Origin of the sequence: Streptomyces sp. NPDC006208, from assembly GCF_040613775.1 — a bacterium.
Classification (GTDB): Bacteria; Actinomycetota; Actinomycetes; order Streptomycetales; family Streptomycetaceae; genus Streptomyces.
In genome coordinates, this window is the sequence record NZ_JBEXSW010000110.1 from 1 (window position 1) to 4,073 (window position 4,073).

1 protein-coding gene is annotated in these 4,073 nt (G+C 72.7%); it reads left to right on the plus strand.

Features of this window, described 5'->3' with window-relative positions:
- Positions 1-4,073: SDR family NAD(P)-dependent oxidoreductase (locus ABZ208_RS38780; RefSeq protein WP_356914150.1), on the plus strand; the 4,073-nt coding region annotated here is incomplete at both ends.

The window sequence follows — 4,073 nt, forward strand, 5'->3', positions numbered from 1 at the left end:
GCCGGATTACGTGGCGGGTCACTCGGTGGGCGAGATTGCGGCCGCGCATGTGGCGGGTGTGCTGTCGCTCGATGATGCGGCGAAGCTGGTGTCGGTGCGTGCTGCGCTGATGCAGGCGCTGCCTGCGGGCGGTGCGATGGTTGCTGTGCAGGCGACCGAGGACGAGGTCCTGCCGCACCTGACCGACGGTGTCGGTATCGCGGCGATCAATGGTCCGCACTCCGTCGTGGTCTCCGGTGCCGAGGATGCCGTGCTGGAGATCGCCGAGGTCTTCACGCAGCAGGGCCGCAAGACGTCCCGGCTGAAGGTCAGCCACGCCTTCCACTCGCCGTTGATGGACCCCATGCTGGAGGACTTCGCCGAGGTCGTCCGCGGTCTGACCTTCAGTGAGCCGCTGATTCCGGTGGTCTCCAACTTCACCGGCCGTCTTGCCGAGCCGTACACCCCCGAGTACTGGGTCCGGCACGTCCGTGAGGCGGTCCGTTTTGCGGATGGTGTGCAGACCCTGCACGACCTGGGCGTGAGCACCTTCGTGGAGATCGGCCCCGGCGGCGTGTTGAGCGCCCTCACCCAGGGCTGCCTGGACGACGACGTGGTCACCGTCCCCGTACTACGCGCCGACCGCCCCGAACCGCAGGCGATCACCACGGCGTACGCTCAGCTGCACGTCTGCGGCGTGGAAGTGGACTGGCACGCCTTCCTCCCCGGCGCCCGGCGCATCGACCTGCCCACGTACGCCTTCCAGCGCGAGCGCTACTGGCTCGACGCCCCCGCCTCCGCCGGTGACATGCGCGCGGTGGGCCAGGGCGAGGCCGGTCACCCGCTGCTCGGCGCCGCCGTGCCGCTGGCCGACGGCGACGGGCACCTGCTCACCGGGCGGCTCTCGGCGCACACGCATCCGTGGCTGGTGGATCACACCGTGAACGGGGTCGTCCTCCTGCCGGGAACCGCGTTCGTCGAGCTGGCGATCACCGCTGCCGACGCCGTGGGCTGCGACCTGCTGGAAGAACTGACGCTGGAGACACCGCTGTTCGTGCCCGGGCGCGGCGGCGTCGCACTGCAGGTGCGCGTCGGCGCCGACGACGGCTCCGGCCGCAGGCCGCTGACCGTGCACTCGCGGATCGACGACGGGGACACGCACGCCCACGAGGACGAGTCCGAGCGGACGTGGGTCCGGCACGCCTCCGGCTCGCTCGCCGTCGCCACGGACCCGGTGGACGGCTCGCTCGCCGCATGGCCGCCCGCGGCCGCGGAGCCGGTCGACGTCGACGGCTTCTACGACCGTCTCGCGGGAATGGCATTCGAGTACGGCCCGGTCTTCCAGGGGCTGCGTGCCGCGTGGCGGAGCGGGGACGACTTCTTCGCCGAGGTGGAACTGCCCGGCGCGGAGCGGACGGCCGCGGGTGCGTACGGTCTGCACCCCGCGCTGTTCGACGCGGCCCTGCACACCGTCTGGCTGGGTGCGGTCGAGCCCGAGGCCGGGACGGGGAACGGGCTGCTGCCGTTCGCCTGGAGCGGCGTGCGCCTGGCGGCCGCCGGAGCCTCCGTCCTGCGGGTGAAGGTCTCGCGCGCAGGCACCGGCACCTCCACGGTGTCGTTGGTTCTGGCCGACGGCACCGGCGAGCCGGTCGCGCGGATCGACTCCCTGACGCTGCGCCCGGTCCCCGCCGACCAGTTGCGCGCCGGTTCCGGCAGCGACGACTCGGTCTTCGGCCTGGAGTGGACACCGGTCAGCCTGCCGACCGCGCCGGACGGCATGAGGATCGAGACGTACGAGGACCTCGCCGCTCTGCAGGCCGCAGCCCCGCTGCCGGACGCCGGAGCCGAGGCCGTGGTCGTGCCGTGCCCGACCGGGGCCGGCGCGGACCTCGCCACCCGGGTCCGCGAGGTCACCAATGCCGTGCTGGAACTGGTGCAGTGGTGGCTCGCCGAGGAACGCCCGTCGCGTCTGGTGCTGGTGATGCGTACGGGAGACCTGGTCCAGTCGGCGGTCCGCGGGCTGGTGCGCTCGGCGCAGAGCGAGAACCCCGACCGCATCGTGCTGGTCGAGACCGATGCCGATGCCGATGGCGACAGCGGTGACGATGCCGGTCTCGCCGGGCTGCTGCCCGGCCTGATCGCCTCCGGTGAGCCGCAGGGCGAGGTGCGCGCGGGCGAGGTCCGGGTGCCGAGGCTGGTCCGCATCGCCGCGCCGCACGCGGAGACGGAGCTCTCTGACCTCGGTTCCGGCACCGTCCTGCTGACCGGCGCGTCGGGCGGGCTGGGCGGACTGTTCGCTCGCCATCTGGTCGCCGAGCACGGTGTCCGCAGCCTGCTGCTCGTCAGCCGCCGCGGCGGGGACGCACCTGGTGCGGCCGAGCTCACCGCCGACCTGACCGCGCAGGGCGCCGATGTCACCTGGGCCGCCTGCGACGTGGCCGACCGCGATGCCGTGCGTGAACTCCTGACCGGGCGGAGCCTGTCCGCGATCATCCACACCGCCGGTGTCGTGGACGACGGCATCATCGGTTCGCTGACTCCCGAGCGGCTGGACGGCGTGTTCCGCCCCAAGGTCGACGCGGCGTTGAACCTGCACGACCTGTCCGGTGACCTGTCCGCGTTCGTGGTCTTCTCCTCCGTGGCGGGCACTCTCGGCACGCCAGGCCAGGGGAACTACGCCGCCGCCAACACCTTCCTCGACGCCCTCGCCGAGCACCGCCGTGCCCAGGGCCTGCCCGCCACCTCGCTGGCCTGGGGCCTGTGGGCGCAGGACAGCGAGAGCGCGATGACCGGCAGCCTCGATCACACCGATCTCACCCGCATCAAGCGCATGGGCCTCGCCGCGATCCCGTCGGCGGACGGGCTGCGGATGTTCGACGCGGCCCTGGCCACCGGGCGGGCGGCAGTCGTCCCGATCCGGCTCAACACCTCCGCCTTCCGCGACGGACAGGGACAGCAGGCCGTTCCGCCGGTGCTGCGCGGACTGGTCCGGGTCGCGCCGGTGCGGCGCGCGGCAGCGGCGGCGAAGGCGGCATCGTCCTCCCTGGGCCGGCGGCTGGCCGGGCTGCCGGAGGCCGAGCGAGAGCAGGCGGTGCTGGACCTGGTCCGTACCGAGGTCGCCGCCGTGCTCGGCCACGCCGGCGCACAGTCGGTCGGCGCGGACGACTCGTTCAAGGACATCGGGTTCGATTCGCTGACCGCCGTCGAACTGCGCAACCGGCTCAACTCGGCCGTTGGCATGCGCCTGCCCGCCACACTGATCTTCGACTACCCGAACCCGCTCACCCTCGCCCGCTTCCTGACCGCCGAAGCCGCGGGCTCCGGCGAGGCGGCGGCCGTGCCGGCGACCGTCTCCACGGCCACCGGCGCGGCGGACGAGCCGATCGCGATCGTGGGCATGGCCTGCCGCTACCCCGGCGGGGTGCAGTCGCCCGAAGACCTGTGGCAGCTGGTGTTCTCCGGCCGCGACGCGGTGTCGGGCTTCCCCGAGGACCGCGGGTGGGACGTCGAGAGGCTCTACGACCCGAACCCCGACCAGTGGGGGACCAGCTACACCCGTGACGGCGGTTTCCTGCACGACGCGGCGGACTTCGACGCGGAGTTCTTCGGGATCTCGCCGCGTGAGGCGCTGGCGATGGACCCGCAGCAGCGGCTGCTGCTGGAGACGTCGTGGGAGGCGTTCGAGCGGGCCGGCATCGATCCGGCCTCGGTGCGAGGCAGCAGGACCGGTGTCTTTGCCGGCGTGATGTACCACGACTACGGCGGGCGCGTGCACACCTCGCCGGCAGGTCTTGAGGGCTACCTCGTCAATGGCAGTGCGGGCAGCGTCGCTTCGGGGCGCGTCTCGTACACCTTCGGTCTTGAGGGTCCTGCGGTCACGGTCGACACGGCGTGCTCGTCCTCGCTCGTGGCACTGCACCTGGCGACCCAGTCGCTGCGGAGCGGCGAGTGCTCGATGGCCCTGGTCGGCGGCGTCACGGTGATGGCCGGCCCGGCCGTGTTCGTGGAGTTCAGCCGTCAGCGGGGCTTGTCGGCGGACGGCCGGTGCAAGGCGTTCGCCGCTGGTGCGGACGGTACGGGGTGGGCCGAGGGCG